We start from the raw sequence: 23359 nt of genomic DNA, 5'->3' as shown, positions 1-23359 counted from the left end.
TCGGAAGCCGCGGTCGTCGGTTATCCGCATCCGATCAATGGCCAGGGCATCTATTGCTACGTGACGCTGATGGCCGGTCATGAGGGATCGGATACGCTTCGCCAGGAACTGGTAAAACATGTGCGGGCTGAAATCGGCCCGATTGCTGCGCCTGACAAGATCCAGTTTGCGCCCGGCCTGCCGAAGACCCGCTCCGGCAAGATCATGCGCCGCATCCTGCGCAAGATCGCCGAAGACGATTTCGGCGCTCTCGGCGACACTTCGACGCTTGCCGATCCGGCCGTCGTCGACGATCTGATCGCCAACCGGCAAAATTGGGCAAGCGGCGCGTAACAAAGGCGATGGAGCGATTTCTATCGGCCGGCTCGATTACGTCGCCTTAAGTTCCATAAATCTGCTTACGCCGCTGAGACTGAGCTTACTGTTTGGTTCTATTCCCAGCAGAGTCGAGCTTAAACACCAATCGGACAGCACAGACCAATCAGAGTGCTCATTTGCACTGCGATTTCCGATAGCGATTGGAGCGCGAAAGAACCTGCCGCCTGACATTGTGACGATCCCTCAGATCAAATCGGAGCCAAGGCTTTTCCTGCACGGATGATCAAGCCTTTGGCTTTCGCCCCGCCTTCATTGGTTCTGGCTTGCCTTCGGACGGTAACGGTTCAGAGAAAAACTCCGAAATGTCAATCGAGAGCGCGATTGCAAGTCGATCCATAAGATCGATGGAGGCATTGTGCTTGCCTCTCTCCAAATCGCTGATAACGGTTCGGTCCACCTGCGCGTCCACAGCGAGGTTCTCCTGTGTGACTTTCCGCGAGACCCTGAGATTTCGCAGGTTCCAAGCTATGCGAGCGCGAGTGTCCATGTTTCATGGCCACCATCTTGCATTGCGTTAATCCATGGGATATATCCGACATATTACCATTGTTGTCCTAGTTGATCATCGAATGATGCGGTGAAGGGGAGGGCCTCAAGAGGAGACGTGCAAGTGGAACTGCGCCAGCTCTCCTACTTCGTCGCGGTGGCCGAGGAACTGCATTTCGGCCGGGCAGCCGCCAAGGTGCGCATCGCCCAGCCGGCGTTGTCCAATCATGTGCAGGCGCTGGAGCGCGAGCTCGGCTGCGCGCTATTCATCCGCTCGACCAGACGGGTGGAACTGACCAGGGCAGGGGTGATCTTCCACGAGCGCTGCGTCGGGATCCTGAGCGAGGTCGATCTGAGTGCCGAGATCACCAGGGCGGTGGCCGGCAAAACGATCCGGCAGATCAGGATCGGCACCGTCTATCCGGCGACCACCGGCGTGCTGCCGGCGTTTCTGGCAAAGATCGCCCGCAAGTACCCGGATATCCGCATTCATATATCAAGCGGCAATACCGGCGACATCATCCGCGGCCTGGAAAACGGCCAGATCAATCTCGGCTTCATCCGGCCGGTGGAAAACATCGGCTCGTTGCGCTTCTCTTCGATCGCCCATGAGCGGTACCTGCTGGCGGTGGCGAGGAGCAACCCACTGGCGGAACAGGCGGAGATTGGCATCGACGACCTGCGCTCAGAGAGGATCATCGCCTTCAATCGCAAGAACCTCTCCTATACCGAGCGGTACTTCAACGAGAAGTTCGAGGAATACGATCTGACCCGCAACATCGCCTATAGCTGCGACGATACCTATTCGCTGGTGTCGCTGGTCTCGGCAGGCCTTGGCATTGGCTTTGCGCCGGAATGGACCGAGGGCCTGCCGAACCGGGCTTTCGAGCTGAAGGCGGTGAGGGGCATCGACTTCCGGATCGGGCTCGGTGTCGCCTGGAACAAGGAGGATCCAACCGCCTCGCGCGACGATATCGTCGATATCGCCCGGTCATTGGCACGGCCGGGCAGGTGAGGCGAGGGGGCACCACGGGTACACCCCAAGCGGAACGGCTTGCCGGGGGCAGTCGGTCCCGGGTTCCGCTCGTTCCCGAGCGGCGCTCCGCTAACCCTCCTGCGGCTACCCTTTTAACCGGTCAAGCCGTGCGCGAACTGGCGCCGGCGCGGACGCGCCTTCGCCTGGTATGCTCATTGTTTGGAGGGGCGCCCTTGCCGTGGCCGGCACGGCGGCGTGGCAAGAATGCGACCGGCCAGGAGCAGCGCATGTCGATCGCCGCCGTACCGCACCGTGAAGTACTATAACCCAAGCCGAAGGCTAACCCATGATTAATGAAGAACAGATAAGCCAGGTTACTAATCCAAAGTGCTACGTGGACATAATAATGTTTTAGCAATATTCGTAATGTCATGTATTTGCGTAGGGGCGTAATATGACTGCAGTATCGCTGGCGTTGATTGACGATCATCCATTGATGTTGGCAGGATTGACTGACATCCTTAGCAAGCAGTCTCCATTTTTCATCGCAGCGACTGGTTCAACCGCAGATGAAGCATTGGAAATCGGATTAAAATTGAAGCCGAATGTTTTTATTGTTGACTTGATGATGCCTGGAAATATTTTCGACACCATCACAAAACTCGTCGAAAAGGTTCGGACCAAAATTCTTGTTTTTACAGCGATGACAGGGAGCGATTACGCCGTGCGCGCGCTTAACGCGGGCGCAAGCGGGTACGTCCTCAAAGGAAGCAGCGCTCAAGAACTCATCCAGGCTATAGCAACCGTCCATCGCGGCGATATGTTCATCACACCGGCGTTTGCCTGCAAAGTCATTGAGGAACTTAAAATAGCCTCGCTCCGAAAAATGGCCGGCGGGGAAGTAAAGCTTAGCATACGGGAAGGCCAAATCATCAGGATGCTTCTGCGGGGATTCACAAACCGCCAGATTGCCACGGATCTGCAAATTGGCGAGAAGACCGTCAAGAACTACATGACGATCCTGATGCAAAAGTTGAACGCGCGAAACCGCCTGGAAGTGCTGATTGCCGCTCAAAAGCTCGAGGGGAGCAGAGACCCGGCTCTGCGCCACTAAAGCATGTCGCGCAAAAGTGTGCAGCGGTTTTGCGACAACGACATGCGTGAAATCAAAGACCTAAAGCGCTCGAAGCGAATCTGAACGATCGCGACGCGCGTTAGATGCCATTGCCCTCTAGCGGCACCACGATCCGAAGTTCCGTTCCGACACCGATCTGTTGGAGGATTTCGACTCGGCCGCCGAACGCTTCAACCCGGTTGCGAATGCCCTGAAGACCGAGCGGTCTGCGGCGTCCATTGGAGCTGCCGCTCGCGAAACCCGGGCCGTCATCGCAAATGACGACGGTTATGGCCGACGGATCGGCTGAAGCGGACACACGCTGGTTGCGGCCTGCACCGTGACGGAAAGCGTTGTTGAGCCCCTCCTGAACTACTCGATAAAGACAGATCTTCAACGGATGTGCGACACGCTCGGGCAGCCCGTCATAGGTTGACGTTACTTTTGATCCAGTCGCATATTCGTGCTGTTCAACCGCCATACGCAAGGCCGCCTCCAAGGCCATGTGTTCGGTCTCCGGCATGACCAGTCCTGTCGAAAGCTCACGCAGCTGAGTCAGAACCTGGCTTGCGATATGCGACGGCGCAAGGTCTGATTCCTTCACATCGGACGCGCAATTGAAGGCAGTCCTCGACGTGCCGGCCGTGCTGGCGGAACCTCCCAATCTGAGAATCAACAGACTGAGCAATTGAACAGGACCGTCGTGCAGATCGGAACCGATGCGGTTCAAGAGCTGCTCGTTCGATTTCGTGGCATCCATGCGTGCTTTGTCAGCTGCCTTGCGAAGCTCGGTATTCTGCCGGGCCAGCGCCTGGGCCTCTGTCAGTTGCACCTTCAGGGTCGTTCTTTGACTGGCGATAATATTGCTCGCCCGCCGGACGATGAGGAAAAGCAAAGTAACGATAGCAAGGGTTGTTGCGCCGACGAGCGCCCATGTGTGACGCTGAACTCGGTCCCTTTGGACGACGAACTCGGCTGCATCCTCGTAAAGCTCTCCGACTGCGATAATGTCGTGAGTACCGGACCGATAGATGGGCGCGTAGATTTCGAGGAGCGGTCTATGGGCGGACGAACTGTCAGCATCGCCGTCGTTATGGCCGTTTTCAAGTTGTGCGACAACCTGTCCCGCGAAAGCCCGTTCGATCTCACTCGATGGAAAGGTCTTTCCAATGAGAGATTTGTCGGTGCTGTAGATCACCAACCCGTCATGGCGCCAGATCCTGAAGCTCTCGACTCGCCTTGCGAGATCGGTGCCGATTAGCAGATCGTCCAGTTCCTTTCGACGGGCTTCGGAAACTTGCGGGTCGGTTGCGGATCCTTCAACGTGCCGAGCAAGAAAACCCTCCATGTAGAGGGCTCCGGATTCGGCCCGGCTTCGGAACTGGTTGGCTGCGATCTGCACGTTCAGCCATTCGCCAAGAATCGCCATTGAACCGCAGACGACAAGGCCGGCAATTATCAGAAATTGTGTTTTCAATTCAAGCCGTTGCCAGGAAGCAACGATCCCGGCGTTTTGGCCGCCAGACCTCTTCCTGAATGGGACGTAAGTCACATCATTTCCGGGCCCAAGGTCCCGTCCTCCTGCAGACGAAAGTCCATGCATGTCGCCGGACCTTTGGAACTATCCCGTGGCCTCTCGGCGCGACAAGATCCAATCATCGCAGAGAATGCTGAAGATTTTCCTATTGGCCATTCATGCCTTGGACGCCCGAGGAGAAAATCTCTCGCAAAACAAACGATGCCTGCAAGCGCAGGGTTGGGAAGAAGCATTGCCGGAACGATAGCGGTTCCCGGGCAACCAAAGGGGAGAGTACAAATGGTTACCTATATTCGATCGGATCTCGATTTCATCTTGGCGCAGATCAAGATTGCGGAACGGCACGCCGCAGGCGAGCCGTTGTTCGGCCAGGGCGGTCTCATCCCGACCTACAACCTGGCTTGGGGCCTGCGTACGGTCGATGGTACCTACAACAATCTCTACCACCCGGAATGGGGTGCTTCCGACAACGAATTCCCCGAAGGGCTGGGCACCGATTTCCGCACTATCATGGTGCCTGCTGGCCCGGGTGGGCCGCTTGTGCCGGTGAGCTATACGCCCGGTGTCGACAATGACGGGCCGGGAACCGCTGGCCCCGGTGATGTGTTCGACCCAACAGTCCGGACAATTTCCAACCTCCTCGTCGACCAAACTCTCGGCAACCCGTCTGCCATCCTGACGGCCTTGCAAAGGGCAGGCATTGTTGCCGGGCCAGACCAGATGACGGTCACCGCACAGATTTCTGCGGCCTACGCCCCGCTCGTGGACGAGTTCAAAGCCGTGTCGGACGCCCAGCGCGGTTATGCGGCAGCATCGGCCGCAGCCTCGGCAAGCCCGGCCAACGTCCCGCTGCAGGAAGCCGCAGCGGCCGCCGCGGCAGTTCTGGCGGCTGCCGAAACAGCACTGGATGCCGTCGATGACGAGCTCATGGCACTTCTTGTGGCCACCGGCATCGAACTGGATGGTCCCAACGTCGTCATTACCAATACCGCGCCCGATGAGGGGCTGTCGGCACCGTTCAATTCCTGGTTCACGCTGTTTGGCCAGTTCTTTGATCATGGTCTCGATCTCGTTAACAAGGGCGGCAATGGTACCGTATTCATTCCGCTGCTGCCGGATGACCCGCTCTACGTTGAAGGCGGAAATACCAATTTCATGGTCCTCACCCGCGCGACATTGGCAGGACCAGGTCCGGACGGTGTTGTGGGAACAGGCGATGATACCGATCGTCCCGTCAATACAACCACCGCCTTCGTCGACCAAAACCAGACCTATACCTCACACCCATCTCACCAGGTTTTCCTGCGGGAATATGTACTGAATGCCGCCGGCGATCCCGTAGCGACGGGCAAGCTTATCGAGGGCGGGAATGGCGGAATGGCAACTTGGGCGGATCTCAAGGCCCAGGCCGCCGACGTTCTGGGCATCCAGCTCGTCGATGCCAATGTCGGCAACGTTCCGCTTCTTGCCACCGATGCCTATGGCAACTTCCTTCGCGGCCCGAACGGTTTTCCGCAAATGGTGACGGCAAGCGGCCTAATCGAGGGCGATCCGTCCGCCAACGGCGGTCTCGGCGTTTTGGTGCCCGCCAACGCTATCCTGACCGGCCATGCCTTCCTCGCCGACATCGCTCACAACGCGGTTCCGACCGGACTTGCCGACGGTGACATCGAGATTGGCCTTGAAAATCCGGGCAACGAACCAGGCGTCTACGACAACGAATTGCTCGACGCGCACTATATCGCTGGCGACGGTCGTGCCAACGAGAACATCGGCCTGACCGCCGTCCACCATGTGTTCCATTCCGAGCACAACCGGCTCATGGAGCACACAAAAGCGGTGGTGCTGGCGACAGGCGACAACGCCTTTATTCAGCAATGGCTGGTCCCCGGCGCAAACATCGCCGACGGCATTCAAGATCTCGAGTGGAATGGCGAACGCCTTTTCCAGGCAGCCAAATTCGGCACCGAAATGCAGTATCAGCATTTGGTGTTCGAAGAATTCGCCCGCAAGATCCAGCCGAATATCAACGTTTTCCTCGTTCCGGACGGGTATGACGTCACGATCGATCCCTCGATCGTCGCCGAGTTCGCCCATGTAGTCTACCGCTTCGGCCACTCAATGCTGACCGAGACGATCGATCGGTACGATCCTAGCTTCAGCGAAAATGACATCGGCCTGATCGAAGGCTTCCTGAACCCGCTTCAGTTCGAAAACAACGGGACCGGCGCGACCGTCGATGCCAATATCTCGGCCGGTGCCATCATCCGCGGCATGACCCGGCAGGTGGGCAACGAGATCGATGAATTTATCACCAGCGCACTCCGTAACAACCTTCTCGGACTGCCGCTCGATCTTGCGACCATAAACCTGGCGCGTGGCCGCGACACAGGCGTGCCCTCTCTCAACGAGGCCCGTCGGCAGTTCTACCTCGCCACCAATGAAGATTCCCTGCTCAAGCCTTACGAGAGCTGGGTCGATTTCGCCGGCCACCTCAAGCATGAAGCCTCGATCATCAACTTTGTTGCAGCCTATGGGACGCATTCCCTGATCACCGGAGAAACGACGATCGAGGGAAAACGCGACGCAGCGCTGACACTGATCACGGGTATTGCCACAGGCAAATTCGCGACGATGGCGGGGTTCGTGGTCCCGGCCGACGCGGTCGACTTCCTCAACGCAACTGGTGCTTATGCGGGCGGATCACTCGGCGGGCTGGAAGATATCGATCTCTGGATCGGCGGTCTGGCCGAAGCGATCATGCCTTTTGGCGGCATGCTGGGCTCCACCTTCAACTTTGTCTTCGAGATACAGATGGAGAAGCTCCAGAGCGGCGATCGCTTCTATTATCTACAGCGCCTCGACGGTTTGCACCTCTTCGGCGAAATGGAGAACAACTCCTTTGCCGCGATGATCATGCGCAACACCGACGCGACGCATCTGCCATCCGATGTGTTCTCGACCCCGGGCCTAATCCTGGAAGTTGATCAAACGCGACAATTCAACGACCTCGACGGTGACGGCGTGCTCGAGAGCAGCGATCCGACCGGAAGCGGCATCCTGACACCGTTGGTGATCCGCAATAATCCGGGCACCGTCGGTCCCGACGGCAATTATCTCCGCTATACCGGCGGCGATCACATTGTCCTCGGCGGAACTGACAATGCCGACATTCTCGTTGCCGGCATCGGCGACGACACGCTCTTCGGCGATGCCGGCAACGACAGGCTCGAAGGTGGTTTTGGCAACGATATCATTAATGCCGGTGACGGCGACGACATCGTGACCGACAGCGGTGGTGACGACAACTTCAAGCTCGGCGCCGGCAACGACGTGGTTCACGCCGGCCCAGGTCTCGATCTGGTCATGGGCAACGACGGCCAGGACTTCATCTTCCTCGGTACGGATATGGGCTCGGAGGTCTTCGCCGGCACAGGCAACGACTTCATCTACGGCAACCGAAACGCCGAACGAATCCTTGGGAACGAGGGAAATGACTGGATTGAAACCGGCACCTTTGACGGTGCCCCCGGTGACAATTTTGATGAAATCTTCGCTCACGACCTGATTGACGGGCACGACGTGTTCCTCGGCGATGGCGGGTTTGACGAGTTCATCGGCGAGGGCGGCGACGACATCATGGTCGGAAGCGCCGGCCGCGGCAAAATGGTCGGCATGTCGGGCTTCGACTGGGCGACCTACAAGGACAATGTCCTCGGAGTGAACGCCAATATCTCGATACCGATCATCTTCGACGAGGCCCCGATCCTGCCTGAAAACGCCGCTCTCGACGAGTACGAGTCGATTGAAGGCCTGTCCGGTACCCGGTTCAACGACGTGCTCACCGGCTCGGAAGCCCTGGCGGCTGATCGCCTGCCGGCAGCACAAGGCGGTACAGAAGGTTATGCGGGCAGCGCGCTCGACGCCGACGGCATCGCCCTCATCAATGGCCTTCAGGCATTGCTCGGCGCCGGAGTGACCTCGTTTTCTGCCGGTGACATCATCCTCGGCGGTGATGGCAGCGACGTCATGAAAGGCCTTGCCGGCGACGACATCATTGACGGCGACAGGTGGCTCGATGTGCAGATCGGCGTATTCTCCCTTACCGATCCCAACCATACGGGCACGCCTATCGCCTTGCATAATAGTATGACGACACTGGCGAGCTCGATGTTCTCCGGCGCGATAAACCCCGGCCAGCTTGGCATCGTGCGCACCATCAAGTCGGCCGACGGGACGGGCGATACCGACACTGCCGCCTTCCAGGGCGCCCGCGCCGATTATACTTTCGGCGCAACCGCCGATGGACAAGTCACCGTCACCGACGTCACCGAGATCAACCTCGACGGCTCCGACCGACTGCGCAATGTGGAGCGGCTCCAGTTTACCGATGGAGCGGTCGGCCTGATCGTCGGTACGGAAGCCAATGACGTTCTCAACGGCACCGCTGGCGATGATCTGATGCTTGGCCTGGGCGGTAACGACACCCTGAACGGTGGCGAGGGCAACGACATCCTCGTCGGTGGCCCCAGCACGGCCGGCTCTTCAGGCAGCTACGCCGATAATTTCAACAACACGGCGCAGAATGGAACCAGTGGCGCAACACCATGGACGTCGCCCTGGGTCGAGACGGGCGACAATAGCGGCACAAACAGCGCTTCGGCAGGCCAGATCCGTATCGACGACGGCACCAATCAGCTGCGCCTGCGCGATGACGACAACGATCCAGGCAACGGCACGGCGACGATCACGCGAACGGTAAATCTGACGGGGGCGTCGACCGCCACCGTCAGCTATACCTTCAATGAGAACGGCTTTGATGGAGGAGAGACGGTCACGGTGCAGTTCGCCGCCGACGGGGTCAACTTCAATCAGACGATCCAGACCATAGACGGGAATTCCGGCAACGGATCGAGGGTCAACATTCCCTTGAACGGGCCGTTCGGCGCCAATTCGGCGATCCGCTTTGTGGTGGCCGGCACGAACAACAACGGCGATTTTGTCGGTATCGACGACTTGTCGATCGCTTTCTCCAGTGCCGCCGAGATACTGAACGGCGGTGCCGGTAACGATACTTATGTCATCAATCTCGGCGACGGGTTCGATATCATCAACGAAACCAGCGGCAGCGACCGCATCACGGTCGGAGGAACCGTGCCACCGGCGCTGCCGGCCGCCCTCGACGGGCTCAACATGTTCGAAGTGACGACCGGCGGCGGCAACGACGATCTCGTGGTCCAGTTCAACGGCCAGCAAGCCACCGTCACTGATCACTTCGACACAGTCGGCGAGGCTGTAGAGTTCATCAACTTCAATGGCAGTACATTCGAAGGCTACGCTCTGACCGGCGACTATGCACTGAGCACGGATGATACCGGTGAGCGGACTGCCGCAGTCGGCATCAATACGGCGCTGGCAGGCACGACGGGTAGCGATACGCTGACCGGCAATACCGGCTTCGACCTGCTCTTCGGCCATGACGGCAACGATACGCTCAATGGCGGCCTCGGTGAGGATCTGCTCGTTGGCGGTATCGGCAGCGACACACTCGACGGCGGCGACGATATCGACACGTTGGTCGGCGGCGCCGGAAACGACACCTATATCGACGACACCGGCGAAGATCTGATCGTCGAGGCCACGGGTGGCGGAACCGACACGGTCGAAACGACCGCGGCACTCTACACGCTGGCGGCCTTCGCCAATGTCGAGAACCTGACCTATACGGGTGTCGATGCCGACCAGTTCGTCGGTACTGGCAATGACGGCAATAACGTCATCACCGGCGGCGATCTCGCTGATACTCTAACAGGCCTTGGCGGTAACGACACGCTGAACGGCGGCCTTGGTGCCGACACCATGGTGGGCGGTATCGGCGATGACATCTACGCCGTCGACGATGCAGGCGACGTGGTGACGGAACCGGCGGCAGGCGGCACGGACCGGGTCGATGCCAGCATCGACTACACGCTTGGCGCCGAGGTGGAGAACCTCAATCTCATTGGCGCGGCGGTCACCGGTCGCGGCAACACGCTCGCCAATACGATCAACGGCAACGGCGCCGCCAACCAGCTCTTCGGCGGAGGCAACAACGATACGCTCAATGGCGCTGACGGCAATGATCTGCTCGACGGCGGCGAAGGCGCCGACACGCTGAATGGCGGCGACGACAACGACACGATCATCGGCGGTGCCGGCAATGACGCCATCGATGTCGGCGGTGGTGTCAACACCATCATCTACAGTGCGACCGGCTTCGGGGCTGACAGCATCAGCAGCTTCGACGCCACCGGTGGAACGCCGGCGACCCAGGATCGCATCGACCTTAGCGGACTGGGAGTAACGGCGGCGAACTTCAACAACCGGGTGTTCGAAACTGCCAGCGGCGCCAACACGATCATCACCATCCGCGAGAATGGACCGGCCTCGACCATCCAGGGCACGATCCAGATCAACGGTGTCAATAATGCCGGCATCGATATCTCCGACTTCACGCTCGCCACTGCCGGCAATGTGATCACTGGCGCTGCAGCCGGACAGACGCATAACGGCACCGGCGGTGCCGACACGATCAACGCCCTCGGTGGCAACGACACGGTCAATGCCGGAGCCGGCAACGACATTGTCAACGGCGGGACAGGCAACGACACGCTGAACGGCGATGCCGGTGACGACACCTTCAACTGGAACGCCAACAACGCGGCGGCGGCGTCACTGGCCAATTCCGATGGTCGCGATGTCGTCAATGGCGGCACGGAGGGCCAGGCCGGTGATACCTTCGTGATCACAGGCAATGGCGCAGTCGCGGAGACTTACCGCATCTACACCCGCGCTGCATGGGACGCTCTGGCCGGCAATAATGGTGCAAGCCTCAATGCCGCAACCGAGATCGTCGTGACGCGGGGAGCCAATACCGATTTCGCCACCGCCGTCATTGCCGAGTTGCGCGAGATCGAGGAGATCCGCATCAACGGGGCCGAGCCGTCCGGAGCTGGCACATCCGGCGGCGACACGTTCCAGGTGATCGGGGATTTTGGCGGGACAAGTCTGCGGCTGAACACCATCACCATCGACGGTGACGCCGGTGACGATACGATCGACATTTCGGCTCTGACCTCGGCGCATCGCATCGTATTCCGCTCGAACGGCGGCAACGACACGATTGTCGGCACCTTGCGGCCGCAGGACGTCATCGAACTGCCCGCAGGCGCGACTGCCGATGATTACGAGGTCACGACTGACCAGAACGGCGTGACAACGATGACAGGCAACCAGCATAGTATTCGCTTCACCAGCGAGGGCGGCCTGCCGCAATTCAACGGCAATGGCGATGACGAAACCGATACGCCGCCGCCTGCACCACCGACACCGCCGACTCCCGAAGCAACAACGGGAGCCCCGATTGCCGGTACTGCCGCAGCCGATGTTCTTCTCGGCACCGCAAGCGGAGAAATGATCGTCGCATTCGGCGGCAATGACGTGGCAACCGGCGGTGCCGGCAGCGACATCATGCGCGGCGATGACGGTGACGATCTCCTCAGTGGGGAGGCCGGCAACGACATGGTCTTCGGCGGCGCCGGAAACGACGACCTGCTGGGCGGCGCCGGCAATGACATGCTCTATGGCGACGCTGGATCTGACCGCGTCTTCGGCGATGCCGGCGACGACATGATCCAGACCGGTGCCGGCAACGACACCGCCCATGGCGGCGACGGCAACGACATGTTCGTCGCCGAAACCGGCGACGGCGATGACGTCTACTATGGCGATGCCGACAGCGACACGCTGGACCTGGCGGCGATCACCGCCAACCTGACGGTCGACCTCGGCAGCGGCTTCATGGGCAGAGGAAATGCATCGAGCAGTCAGTCGGGTAACGATACGCTCTGGAACATCGAGAATGTCGTGACGGGCTCCGGAAGCGATACGATCACTGCCAACGCTTCCGTCAACATCATCGACGGCGGGGCAGGAAATGACAAATTCCTGTTCCGTTCCGAAGCGGACGCCGACGGCGATACGATCATAGGCTTCCAGCCCGGAGACAAGATCGACCTCAGTGGCACTGACGCCAACAATGCTCTCTCCGGAAACCAGGCCTTCACCTTGGTAGCCGCCTCGACACTCAGTGGCCCTGCGCAACTGATCGTCACGCACGAGACCCGTGCCGACGGCGACTATACGGTCGTGCAGGGAAGCGTCGACGGCGACAGCAGTGCCGAACTCCGCCTGAACATAAAGGGGAACCACAACCTCACCACTTCGGATTTCAACCTGTAATCCGTGAGCTGCAGCGTTCCGGCTTTGCCGGAGCGCTGCATGCGCCAACATCAGCAAGAAATGGTGAACGACATGCGTCCCAAGACTCCGTTGACCGGCAACAAGCGCAAACAGGTCGAGAAACTGACACAAGGACTTCGAGGAATATTCGTATTCCTCTTCATCACGTCCGGCGTCATCAATGTTCTCGCGCTGACCGGTTCCTTCTACATGCTGCAGATCTACGATCGTGCGTTGACCAGCGGCAGCGTTCCCACACTGCTGGGACTTTCGGCGCTGGCGATCGGCCTCTATCTGTTTCAAGGATTCTTCGACATCATCCGATCGCAGATCCTGGTTCGCATGGGCGCTCGGCTCGACAGCCGCATCGCTCCCATGGCGCATCAAGTGGCAATCGACATGCCGCGTTTCGGTTTTTCGACCGCAGAAGCTCTGGAGCGCGGGCGCGATGTCGATACGGTTCGGGCTTTCCTCGGTGGCCAAGGCCCAGTCGCCCTATTCGACCTTCCTTGGGTACCCCTCTATCTGATCTTCGTCTACATGCTTCACCCCTACCTGGGTGCGCTCACCTTCGCCGGCGCCTTCGTCCTTTCCATGCTGACGATCGCGACGGAACTCATGACCCGTCGGCTGGCAAGCGCCACACACAGGTCGGGAATAGAGCGCAATGCGATCGCCGATTCCAACGCCCGCAACGCCGACATCCTGAAGGCCATGGGATTTGCGGGACGCGCGGTGGATCGTTTCAACCGCGCCAATCAGGATCATCTCGAGCTACAGACCCGCACGAATGACATCAGCGGCACATTTGGGGCCATATCCCGTGTGCTGCGAATGATCCTGCAGTCGGCCGTTCTCGGTCTCGGTGCCTGGCTGACGATCCAGGGCGAGCTATCGGCTGGCGCAATCATCGCCGCTTCGGTTGCCTCGGCGCGCGCGCTTGCTCCCGTCGATCTCGCCATTGGAAATTGGAAGAGTTTTGTTGCTGCCCGCACCGCGTTCATTCGGCTGAAGGAGACGGTCATAGCACTGGCGGGAACCACACCTCCGATGACACTGCCTGCACCTGCCCACTCGCTGAAGGTGGAGAAGATGACCGTGGCTGCTCCCGGCTCTGGAAGGGTCCTGCTCAGTGAAGTCAGTTTCGAGATCGCTGCGGGACAGGCGCTCGGTATCATAGGGCCAAGCGGCGGCGGCAAGACGACGCTCGCACGCGCGCTGACCGGCATCTGGCCGACCCTTCGCGGTAGCGTCAGGCTTGACGATGCTGAACTCACGCAGTGGTCGGACGCCGATCTCGGTCAACATGTGGGATATCTGCCGCAGGATGTGGCGCTGCTGGATGCAACGATCGAAGAAAACATATCCCGGCTGGAACCAGAGGTCGACGCCCGTGCCATTGTCGACGCGGCCCAAATAACAGGCATTCATGAGATGATCGTGCGAATGCCAGACGGCTATCGCACAGCTTTGGGTCCTCAAGGCGTTTCGCTTTCGGCCGGGCAGCGGCAGCGCATCGGCCTTGCAAGGGCACTTTATCGCAATCCCTTCATCGTCGTCATGGACGAACCCAATTCGAACCTCGATGGGGAGGGGGAGATGGCGCTCACCCAGGCGATCAAGGCGGTCCGCGCCCGCGGCGGCATCGCGATCGTGATCGCCCATCGACCCAGCGCTCTCGCGGCGGTCGATACGGTTGCTGTTATCCAGAACGGAAAGATGGTGGCGTTCGGTCCGAAGGACGAAATCCTCAAGCCATCGGCGACAGAAACCTTCAGCAGACCCGCGGGCGCGACTCAGGTCGGGTCACGCATCACAGCGAGGATGTCGGAATGATTGAGGTAAAGGGAACAAAATCCGCCAAGATAGAAGACGATCCGCACGACCGGTATGTGCTCAAGTCCGAGGACAAACATTCAAGGGTTCCGCTGTTTTTTTCGCTCCTTTTGACGGGATTCGCGCTCTATCTGAAAAGTGCTCTGTCAAGCCGGCAAGAGGCCCCGGATGCAGAACAGCAACCGGCCGACGACCTTCCCGACGCCGCGCCGGTAATCGACACCAGCACGACCGGCTCCACGGTTCAGCCGCAGGACGAGGCGGATGAACGCGCACCAGCGGCAAGGAAGGCGGTGGTTATTCCACTCTCCAACCATAAAAATGCCGTGAGTTACCCTCTGACGGAATCCCTGCCAATAGAATTCAACCGGATCAACTTGCCAAGTTTGGCGCTGCTGAAAACCTTCAACGGCATCTCTGTTTCCTTCCATGCATCGAACGACAATGTCTGGATGGCTCCGAAGCAAGCACTTTCGGTTGTGAGACCTCCTCCGTCCAGCGGAGATAAAGCCCGTCCTTCCAATGCCCAACCCGCAACCGAAAAGGCTGCCAACCGTGCGCCTCGCGTCAGCGGTCCGGTCACGCTCGCGGATGTTTCCGGTTGCGCAGGTGCATTGATCGGTCTGGTCGATCTTCTGCGAGGCAGCGTGGATCCGGACGGCGACGCGATGTCGATCAAGGACATCAGCGTATCTTCGGGCCGACTGGTGCAGACAGCCGGCGGCTGGACATACGATGCCGCCATGCTCGGCCCGGTGACCATCACCTACCAGATCAGCGACGGCAAGGTCTCGGTGTCGCAGACCGCCCAGTTCTCCGTCGTCAAGCCGCCCCCTGTTGTCGGAACGGCTGGCGACGACCTGCTTGTTGGCAGCAATTGCGCCGACGACATCGATGGACTGGCCGGCAATGACAACATTGACGCCAGGGACGGTAGCGACACTGTGAGCGGCGGCGATGGAAACGACAATATCGTTGCTGGTAGCGGGAACGATATTGTTTTCGCAGGCGACGGCGATGACGTTGTTCTTGCCGGATTGGGCGACGATCAGATCTGGGGAGGTGCAGGCAACGACCGCTTGTATGGCGAGGAGGGCAGAGATAGCATCTTTGGCGACGCTGGTGATGATGTGCTCAGCGGCGGTGCAGGCAACGATATGCTGCTCGGAGGTGACGGCCACGACATCTTGACCGGCGATGCCGACAATGACGTCATCGATGGCGAAGGTGGCAACGACAGGCTCGACGGCGGAGACGGCAGGGATATCCTACTCGGGCACAAGGGCACCGACAGCCTTGATGGCGGCGCCGGCGACGACGTGTTAAGCGGCGGTGACGATCGCGACACGGTCAAGGGAGGCTCAGGCGATGACGCGATTATCGGCGATGCTGATCGGGCAAACGACGGTTACGACGGTGGATCGGGTATTGATTTGCTCGATTATTCAGCACTCGCCGAGGCGGTAGAGATCAATCTGGCAAACGGCACAGCTTCCGGCGCCGAGATTTGCAACGATTCAATCTCGAATTTCGAAATCGTGCGCGCCGGTTCCAGCGATGATTCAGTCACGGGCAGTGCAGAGGCCGAGGAAATACACGGCAACAAGGGAAACGATCATCTCCGCGGCGGCGCCGGCACGGACCTCGTGGAAGGTGGTGACGGGGATGATATCGTTGTCGGTGACGCCGATGGGGCCGCAGACAGTTACGATGGTGGAAACGGCATCGACACCCTCGATTATTCTGCAGCCGTCCTGTCGATTGTCGTTGATCTCGTTGCAGCAAATGCAAACGGGGCTGAAATTGGCAGCGACAGCATAAAGAGGTTCGAAGTCATCAAAACTGGCGAAGGCGACGACATATTGCGCGACGATGAAGACGTCGATTGCCTCTCTGCCGGCGACGGTGATGATATCGTGGTGGCGGCTGCCGATGCGTCGGATGACGACTACCGAGGTGAGGAAGGTCTCGACACGATCGACTATTCGCAGGCCGCACATGGCGTGCTCATAGACCTGAATACCGGCACCGCCACCGGTTTTGATGTCGGGCAAGATCTCATCGACGGCTTCGAAAAGGTCGTGGGCGGCGCAGGCAATGACGTTGTCCGCGTCGGGTCGGCGGCCGTTCTCATCGAAGGCGGAGCTGGCGATGACACGTTCGAGTTCAGCGTGCCGGCCGGCGAAAGCAGCGCCGATCTCGTTCATCAGATCCTGGATTTCATGGTGGGAGACCGCATCGATGTATCGAAGTACAAGATCTTCGAGGAGGTCATGGACGGCCTGGAGGAACGCTTCGAGAATATTTATGGCGAAAAGGCTGCTGCAGAAGCCCTGCCGATCCGGGTTCGCCATGAGGGAACGGACGAATTGAGCCAGACCTTCATCGAAGTCGATATGAACAAAGACCAGCATTACGAAATGACGATCAATCTTACGGGCCACCACTTGCTCGTGATCGTCGAGAATGCATGAAAAACGGCTCGGGAGAAAAGAAGTGTTCCATACCCAGACGAAAGCACCGCCTCCGCTCGCACCTGATACGAACAATACGTTTCCGGTGGCATCGCGCGTTCTTGCCGGCGTAACTCTAGGACTGCTGCTCTTTGCTGGCGCAGGCGGATGGGCGGCGACGACCCAACTGCAGGGCGCCATCATCGCACCAGGCATCATCAAGGTTGATCGCAACCTGAAATCAATTCAGCACCGCGACGGCGGCATTGTCAGTGAAATCGCGATCAAGGAAGGTGATTTCGTGTCGAAGGGGCAGATCATGCTACGCCTCGACGACGCCCAGACTCGTGCCGAACTTTCCATTGTCAGGACGCAACTCGTCGAATTGGCGGCGCGGCAGGCGCGGTTGGTCGCTGAACGCGATAACCTGGGTGAAATTCTCTTCGCGCCAGAGTTCGCCGCAATCCTCTCCGAATTTCCTCTTGTCTCCTCCGGCGAGCGCCGTCTATTTGATGGAAACCGGCGCAATCGCCAAAATCAAAAGCAGCAGCTGCAGTACGGAATATCGCAGCTCGAAGAGGAGCTAAAAGGTCTCACTGCCCAGCATACCGCAAAAACCGACGAACTCGAACTCGTGCGGATCGAACACGTCAAGATCAAGGGTCTGGCCGACAAAAAGCTCATCGACACGTCACGCAAATATTTCATCGATCGCGAACTGTCAAAGCTGACGGGCGAGAACGGAGAGGTTCAGGCCAATATTGCGCGCTCAAGAGCACGCATGAGCGAAATTCAGGTTCAGATCATCGCCATCGATGAGGCGGCACGTACGGAGGCGCAGCGCGAACTAAGCATCATAGAACCTAAGATCTCCGAATTGACGGAACGGCGTATCGCTGTTGAAGATCGCCTGTCGCGCACCGATATCAGGGCGCCATTGTCGGGAACGGTGAACGAACTCTTCGTTCACACGATCGGCGGCGTCATCACACCCGCCGAAAAGCTCGTGACGCTGGTGCCGAATGACGCCGCACTTAAGATTCAGGCCAGACTGTCACCCACCGATATCGATCAAATATTTGTCGGGCAGGATGCAAGAATGCGGTTCTCTGCCTTCAATCAACGTGCAACGCCGGAGCTTCACGGCAGCATCGCCTACGTCTCGGCGGCAACCAGCACCGATCCTGCGACAGGGCAAATATTCTACCTGGCAGATGTCGCGGTGCCCCCCGCCGAGCTTGCAAGACTTGGCCACAATCGGCTTCTGCCTGGAATGCCGGTGGAAGTCTTTGTCTCCACCGAAGAGCGAACCGCGATGTCATTTTTTGCCAAACCGCTCACCGATCAGTTCAATCGCGCATTCCGCGAGGAATAACTCGTTTTGTGCAGCTATGCCGGTGAGTGGTAGACCCGCTCGCTGGGCAATGAGGGTAAATAGCCGCGTTTCGACGCGATGTTGGGTGTCGTCGACGACGCCTCGGGCGACCGGCTCCCCGTCCGGCTCGGTCGATCCATTCCCGGCCCACTTAGCATCGGCCTTCGCGTCGACAAAGACGACGCGAAACGGCCTCGAAGTTTCTGAAATTGGTTCCGGTGTCGAAATTGCCTCGCTGCTATCGCCTACAATATGAAACGCAGTTTGAAGTCATCGCCATGGCTGGATAGCGGGCAAAAATACCGCTGCCGCTCATAGGAGAGCGTCAGAAGACACAGCCGACGTGGTCGGCGCTAACATCTTTCCGCCCTTCACGCTCGAAGCCGAAAAGATCTAATCAAGGCGAAGCTCTTCCCGCGCACAGGTCTCATCAATCGCGTCATATCGCGCATGTCGGTTACCATCGGGATCCTTGAAGCAGTACTAGGAAGTTCCATAAATACCCTTTACGCCACTGACCCTGAAAATAGCGGCTCAATGATTCTGGCAGGGCGAGAGCTTCGAGGCCGGCGTCCGACTTGTTGTGGGGTTCACGTTTTAAGCCAGGCAGATCGCATAATGGATTGACGGGAACTCACGATCTACTCGTGGTGATCAGGTGCAAGGCAGCATTGCCCCTTGTAACCGCTGCTGCTGACAGCTTGCGATCGAATGTCGCCAGCTGGCGCCCACGCGCCTTGGCTAGCGCAAGCAGGTAGGTGTCAGTCACCTGCCCCGATGTTAGAATTTTCGTGGGAGCGATATCACCTGACCCGACAAGGCTCACATCGTCCGGCCAAAAACTGTGACCGGGGAGCGACCGCAATTTGCGGACAATTTCCATCACGAGTGACGGTGAACCGGGAGAGTTGGGATATTTGGGGTTGCCGACAATCCGGATGACACCATTTTCGGTAATGGGGCAGGTAGCCCACGCGCTCTGACCTATCGCCGCGAACCATTCGTGCGCATCATCATGGGCTACATGGCCCGGATCGATTAAGGCAATCAGCACATTGACGTCGAGCAAGAAAGTCACGGCAGTTCGTCACGCATGGCGTTCACAATTTCGAGCGTCACCGGCGGCGTATCCGGGCGTGTTGACAGGAGAGGAATGCCATTGCGCTCGCCGCTGCTCGGGGGTCGGCGCAGAGAACGTCTCGCCAGCTCAGAAATGACCTCGCCGACGCTCCGGTGCTGCTGGGTTGCCATCGCTTTTGCGGCGGTCAGCACGTCGTCGTCGATTGTCAAGGTCGTTCTCATCTTCGCCTCATCGCGCATCAAGCATCACGCATCATATAAAGCAAGCGGTCGACCTTCTCAAGGCGGGTACCGAAAGAACGCACCACTACGCCAATCTGTTCACCTGCGAAAACGGTCAATCACGTTCTCAAATGTGCGCAAACACGGGTCTCCGGTTCGAACCTGCTCAGGCGGCCAGATCATTCGAGGTCGCTGACCTTCGGAACCTTATCCGTATCCTCCAAACGCGAAAGCATTCCGCATTTACAGCCGTTGGGAAGTCGTCAGGGAGGTCTGAGTGGAGTTGGGCAACATGCTTAAACCTCCCTGACGTCCTTGCAAGGATCAGGAGAATCTAGGCCGGATGGTGCCGAGGGAAAGGCGGACTTGAGGCCGGCTGGTGATGTCAGGGCACGCCGCTCATATCTAATGCGAGGTAATGTGTACGTCCGTGGAGGGGCGGGACAGGAGGAGAAAATGAAGTTCGGCCCCGATAACTACAATCACGAAGAGCGCTGCTCGCAAGGCCATAGTTCGGCATCCACGATCGCCACAATCGAAGCCACCCTTGCCGCCGATCCTGATATTGACAGCAGTGCCATCGAGATCAGGATGCTCGGCCCTGTCGTCCTGCTCGAAGGCTTTATAACCAAGGCTGTGGACCGCGACAAAGCCATCTCGCTTGCCGCGATGATCGTCGGCTGGAAAACGTCCACGACCGTTTTCCCACGCAGTAGGCGGGCGAATCCTACGCTAGGACCAAGGTCGGATCGGCCCCGGCATGAAGTCCGACATTTGGAACACTTCCTCGATCTTTCGGTTTGTCTCCGCAGCGGAATCAACCGCATCCAAGGAGGAAAACAGACGAATATCAAAGTAGTAGGAACCGCCAACGGGTGCAATTGTCGGCGGCCCGGTCGGTGCTGCTGTCGGCGGCATCGTCGGCGGCGTGGCAGGTAGCGTCATCGATCCGCCGCCGCAGCAGGTGTTGACCTATGTTCAGCAGGCTCCCGCCCCGACCACGCGCGTCGTGGTGAAGGAGAAGGTCGTCGTCGGACAGCCCCTGCCGGAGACCGTGGTCGTCACCCCAATTCCCGACGACCCGAAATATGGATACGCGATCGTCAACGATCAGCGTGTGATCGTCGAACCGTCCTCCCGGAAGGTCATCCAGGTCATTCAGTGACCACGTGCGACCAGGAAGAACGCTCCAGTGCGCTCCGGCGACGGAAGCTGCAAGTTCAACCACAAGCCGCCGATCGAGCCGGTAGCCATCGCTGCGACGAAAGCGGATATTATAGGTAGGAACATGGGCAATACTGAACATATGTCTCTCTCGCAGCGACCGCGAAAGCATTCAGTTCCCGCGCATCGGCCTGGAGACGAATCCGGCCGAGCGAAGGTGAGCCTATTGCTATCATCGCCCCGGTCATGAGGTCGACACCACTTTGATATCGCCCCGGCGGTCGATGACCTCGACGACAACCTGCCGCCCCGACCGGCGCAGCGCGACATCAACCGTGCAGTTCGAAAGCTGCAGGTTCCGCAGCGTGACATCATCAACGAACGACGGCAGGGTGGGCTCGTCAAAGCTGATCTGCCGACCGTTCGGATCAAACTCCAGACCTAGGCATGACTGCAGCAGCAGGAGAGGGGCTGCCGCGGCCCAGGCCTGCGGAGCACAGGCGACAGGGTAGAAGGTCGGACCCTGCGCCCGTTGGCGCGACATGCCGCAAAACAGCTCGGGAAGCCGGCGCAGGTCGATGTAGGTCGACGCTGCAAACAGACCCTCGAAGATCCGCGCTGCTTCAGCGCGATATCCATAACGTGCAAGACCGCTGGCGATCATCGCGTTGTCATGCGGCCAGATCGAGCCGTTGTGATAGCTCATCGGATTGTAACGCGCCTCGGTCGAGGGGATCGTGCGAATACCCCAGCCGCAGAAGGATGAGGCACCCATCAAAGTGTGGGCGACCTGCGCAGCCCTTTCGGGATAGGCGATGCCGGTAAACAATGCATGGCCGGCATTCGAGGAACGGACCCGGCAGGGGCGCTTGTCCCCGTCGAGCGCCAGTGCGTAGGTGCCAATTTCCTCATCAAAGAAACTGATGTCGAAGGCACGGCGGAGCCCTTCCGCCCTTGCCAGGAATTTTGCCGCCCGTTCCGGCCGCTCGAGCCGTCGAAAGATCTCAGCGGCAGCGTTCCACGCACCATAGACATACGCCTGGACCTCAGCAATCGCGATTGGACCTTTGGCAAGGGTCCCATCGCCATGGAAGACGGAGTCGTGGCTGTCTTTCCAGGCCTGGTTGATCAGCCCTTCTTCGCTCAGTCGCCCATACTCGACGAAACCGTCGCCGTCGCGATCGCCGTGCTCGTCGATCCAGGTCAGCGCCGCCTCGATATTCGGCAGGACCGTTTTGATAGTGGTAAGGTCGCCGGTGCGCTTGAGGTATTCGCCGGCCAGCATCACAAACAGGGGCGTCGAATCGATGCTGCCGTAGTAGCGCCGGAAGGGAACCTCGCCAAGTTCTGCCATTTCGCCGTAGCGCACCTCGTGCAGGATCTTGCCGGGCTCGGCATCCGCGGCCGGATTGAACTCCGTCGCCTGGTTGGCAGCCAGATGTCCAAGCACGCCGTGGGCAATCTGCGCATCGAGCCAAAGCGTTTCCAGGGCGGTAATTAGCGCATCACGGCCGAAGACCGTGCTGAACCAGGGGATGCCGGCATAGGGATAAGGTCCTTCTGGCGTATCCGTCATCAGCATGTGGAGGTCGGACACACTGCGTCGCGCCACCTCGTTGAATATCTCGTTGGACGTTACGATCGACGCCGCACGCGAGGCGGACGAGCGCAGTGCGCGGCGGGCGTCGCGAAATGCGAAGAAAAAGGAAAGGTGGTTCGGTGCCCGGGCTTCGGCTTCGTCGCAGCCGATCTCGACAAATAGCGATCGGGTCTCGTGCGGGGCCAGGTGAAGATCATAAACGGCAAGATCGCCTGCCAACCTATCGGGAGTAGGATCGAAGGATAAACGCGTCGACCGCTTTCGATCGTCGAGCCCGAAATACGAAAGGAGGATGCTGTCCGCCTCGATCACTGCTGGAAGAGAGCGTCCTTTCTTTGCCCTGACGGTTCCCCGAACCTCGAAAAGGTCGGCGAAATCGGCCGCAAATGCGATCTCGATGCGGACCTGCTGGGGCCGTTCGTCGTAGTTCTTGACGGTCAGCCGCTCGTAACAGCGCCTATCCCAGAGGAAGCGTGTCCTGCGCAGGTGGACAAGGTCATGCGCGAGCGCAAGCTTGCCCTTGTTATCGAAGAGATCGGGATTGGTGAGGTCACAGGTCAGCGCCGCGTTGTCGTCGCGGAGCGTCGACGACAGCAGCATCGGCCGCGTGCTGTTGATCGTCAAAGAGAGGTGTGAGAGATACCGCGTATCTCGGTGAATCAGGCCTTCGGGGCTGCCGGGCCCGGAAAGCGCGTCGCCATTATGGTCGAAGACAGCGAAGGTGTCGCCGTGCTTCAAGGTGCGCGGCCGCCGCTCCTGCAGCGATGCGGTGGCCGGAATGAAAAACTGGCCCGTAGGCGACAACTGCGTTGACGTTGCCGGCATCCCGTTGCTGTCTGTCAGCTCGCTCGACATGGC

The 23359-nt window shown here is 59.2% G+C and carries 12 protein-coding genes and 2 pseudogenes; 9 read left to right on the top strand and 5 right to left on the bottom strand.

Translation table 11 applies throughout. The features are described from left to right. The coding region (locus tag ACM5SV_RS13770; RefSeq protein ID WP_419425316.1) for an AMP-binding enzyme at window positions 1-333 on the top strand (333 nt) is incomplete at its 5' end. A gap of 268 nt (window positions 334-601) precedes the next feature. Here the strand turns inward: ACM5SV_RS13770 and ACM5SV_RS13765 are convergent. Then, a complete protein-coding gene (locus ACM5SV_RS13765; protein WP_003555700.1) occupies window positions 602-865 on the bottom strand; it encodes a helix-turn-helix domain-containing protein in 264 nt (87 codons plus the stop codon). Window positions 866-988: 123 nt separating this feature from the next. Here ACM5SV_RS13765 and ACM5SV_RS13760 point away from each other — a divergent pair, with 123 nt between their 5' ends. Both ACM5SV_RS13760 and ACM5SV_RS13755 read left to right on the top strand, forming a co-directional pair. After that, window positions 989-1879, top strand: a complete 891-nt coding sequence (locus ACM5SV_RS13760; protein WP_419425315.1) for a LysR family transcriptional regulator — start codon at window positions 989-991, stop codon at window positions 1877-1879. A 415-nt stretch (window positions 1880-2294) separates the two neighbouring features. Then, on the top strand, window positions 2295-2954 hold the full coding sequence (locus tag ACM5SV_RS13755; protein WP_164047906.1) for a response regulator: 660 nt from the start codon (window positions 2295-2297) through the stop codon (window positions 2952-2954). Window positions 2955-3054: 100 nt separating this feature from the next. Here ACM5SV_RS13755 and ACM5SV_RS13750 read toward each other — a convergent pair whose 3' ends face one another. Beyond that, a complete protein-coding gene (locus tag ACM5SV_RS13750; protein WP_419425314.1) occupies window positions 3055-4557 on the bottom strand; it encodes a sensor histidine kinase in 1503 nt (500 codons plus the stop codon). A 213-nt stretch (window positions 4558-4770) separates the two neighbouring features. On the opposite strand from ACM5SV_RS13750, the gene ACM5SV_RS13745 reads away from it, so the two are divergent. The 4 genes from ACM5SV_RS13745 (at window position 4771) to ACM5SV_RS13730 (ending at window position 18435) form a co-directional block, all read left to right on the top strand. Beyond that, window positions 4771-12771 (top strand): peroxidase family protein, encoded by an 8001-nt coding sequence (locus ACM5SV_RS13745; RefSeq protein ID WP_419425313.1) that lies wholly within the window; start codon window positions 4771-4773, stop codon window positions 12769-12771. A gap of 72 nt (window positions 12772-12843) precedes the next feature. After that, entirely contained in the window at window positions 12844-14607 is a 1764-nt protein-coding gene (locus tag ACM5SV_RS13740; protein WP_221974705.1) for a type I secretion system permease/ATPase, read from the top strand. Continuing rightward, window positions 14604-17081 (top strand): cadherin-like domain-containing protein, encoded by a 2478-nt coding sequence (locus ACM5SV_RS13735; RefSeq protein ID WP_419425312.1) that lies wholly within the window; start codon window positions 14604-14606, stop codon window positions 17079-17081. The genes ACM5SV_RS13740 and ACM5SV_RS13735 overlap by 4 nt, the downstream gene beginning before the upstream one ends. A gap of 22 nt (window positions 17082-17103) precedes the next feature. Further along, window positions 17104-18435 carry an HlyD family type I secretion periplasmic adaptor subunit gene (locus ACM5SV_RS13730; protein ID WP_313903197.1) on the top strand — a complete coding sequence of 444 codons (1332 nt, stop codon included), beginning with the start codon at window positions 17104-17106 and terminating at the stop codon, window positions 18433-18435. A 634-nt stretch (window positions 18436-19069) separates the two neighbouring features. Here ACM5SV_RS13730 and ACM5SV_RS13725 read toward each other — a convergent pair. Further along, window positions 19070-19513, bottom strand: a complete 444-nt coding sequence (locus ACM5SV_RS13725; protein WP_221995545.1) for a TA system VapC family ribonuclease toxin — start codon at window positions 19511-19513, stop codon at window positions 19070-19072. Beyond that, the gene (locus ACM5SV_RS13720) at window positions 19510-19737 is read right to left on the bottom strand and encodes a ribbon-helix-helix domain-containing protein (protein ID WP_221995598.1); all 228 of its coding nucleotides are present in this window, start codon (window positions 19735-19737) and stop codon (window positions 19510-19512) included. Before ACM5SV_RS13720 ends, ACM5SV_RS13725 begins: the two co-directional genes overlap by 4 nt. Window positions 19738-20193: 456 nt before the next feature. On the opposite strand from ACM5SV_RS13720, the pseudogene ACM5SV_RS13715 reads away from it, so the two are divergent. Both ACM5SV_RS13715 and ACM5SV_RS13710 read left to right on the top strand, forming a co-directional pair. After that, window positions 20194-20453: pseudogene (locus ACM5SV_RS13715) on the top strand (BON domain-containing protein). A 155-nt stretch (window positions 20454-20608) separates the two neighbouring features. Continuing rightward, window positions 20609-20902, top strand: a pseudogene (locus ACM5SV_RS13710) (DUF1236 domain-containing protein); the annotation flags it as partial. A 243-nt stretch (window positions 20903-21145) separates the two neighbouring features. On the opposite strand, the gene ACM5SV_RS13705 reads toward ACM5SV_RS13710, so the two are convergent. Next, the gene (locus tag ACM5SV_RS13705; protein ID WP_419425311.1) at window positions 21146-23356 is read right to left on the bottom strand and encodes a glycogen debranching N-terminal domain-containing protein; all 2211 of its coding nucleotides are present in this window, start codon (window positions 23354-23356) and stop codon (window positions 21146-21148) included. Window positions 23357-23359 lie beyond the last annotated feature (3 nt).

This window comes from Rhizobium sp. CRRU65 (assembly GCF_048551595.1).
GTDB classification, from domain to species: Bacteria; Pseudomonadota; Alphaproteobacteria; order Rhizobiales; family Rhizobiaceae; genus Rhizobium; species Rhizobium leguminosarum_J.
This window is presented reverse-complemented; position numbering and strand designations above follow the sequence as displayed.

Excerpts from the sequence above, each read along its gene's own strand:
- ACM5SV_RS13750 (WP_419425314.1), bottom strand. The coding sequence starts at position 4,557 with ATGCATGGACTTTCGTCTGCAGGAGGACGGGACCTTGGGCCCGGAAAT.
- ACM5SV_RS13705 (WP_419425311.1), bottom strand. The coding sequence starts at position 23,356 with ATGTCGAGCGAGCTGACAGACAGCAACGGGATGCCGGCAACGTCAACG.
- ACM5SV_RS13765 (WP_003555700.1), bottom strand. The coding sequence starts at position 865 with ATGGACACTCGCGCTCGCATAGCTTGGAACCTGCGAAATCTCAGGGTC.
- ACM5SV_RS13735 (WP_419425312.1), top strand. The coding sequence starts at position 14,604 with ATGATTGAGGTAAAGGGAACAAAATCCGCCAAGATAGAAGACGATCCG.
- ACM5SV_RS13755 (WP_164047906.1), top strand. The coding sequence starts at position 2,295 with ATGACTGCAGTATCGCTGGCGTTGATTGACGATCATCCATTGATGTTG.
- ACM5SV_RS13720 (WP_221995598.1), bottom strand. The coding sequence starts at position 19,737 with ATGAGAACGACCTTGACAATCGACGACGACGTGCTGACCGCCGCAAAA.
- ACM5SV_RS13740 (WP_221974705.1), top strand. The coding sequence starts at position 12,844 with ATGCGTCCCAAGACTCCGTTGACCGGCAACAAGCGCAAACAGGTCGAG.
- ACM5SV_RS13745 (WP_419425313.1), top strand. The coding sequence starts at position 4,771 with ATGGTTACCTATATTCGATCGGATCTCGATTTCATCTTGGCGCAGATC.